General features: G+C 39.0%; 2 pseudogenes. Both read left to right on the top strand.

Going from position 1 to position 323, the window contains the following annotated elements:
- Window positions 1-123 (top strand): annotated as a pseudogene (locus tag LIR34_RS18085) (plasmid mobilization protein); the annotation flags it as partial.
- Window positions 101-323: pseudogene (locus LIR34_RS17730) on the top strand (relaxase/mobilization nuclease); the annotation flags it as partial. The pseudogenes LIR34_RS18085 and LIR34_RS17730, both read left to right, overlap by 23 nt.

Genomic DNA, 323 nt, shown 5'->3' with positions numbered 1-323 from the left:
GGTGGCAGTCAGTCTCGTGCTATAGAAAATGAAATCCATCAGTGCATCACGGACTTATTCCTATTGAGAAAAGAAGTACTGAAACTGGCAGGTGGTATGAATGGCAATCGTAAAACACATTAAAAGCAGAAATGCAAATTACTCGGCTGCTATCAATTATCTTCTGTTTGAACATGATGAAAAAACCGGAAAAAAGATTGTAGATGAATCCGGGCGAAGCATCCTGCGAAAAGAGTTTTACATGGATGGGCTGAACTGTGATCCGATGTCTTTTGACAAGGAATGTGAACTGACAAATGCTCATTTTCACAAAAATAAGAAAC

This window comes from Blautia sp. MSK17_66 (genome assembly GCF_020538025.1).
Taxonomy (GTDB): domain Bacteria; phylum Bacillota; class Clostridia; order Lachnospirales; family Lachnospiraceae; genus Blautia_A.
The sequence above is the reverse complement of the archived record's forward strand: the minus strand, read 5'-3'. Positions and strand labels throughout refer to the sequence as shown.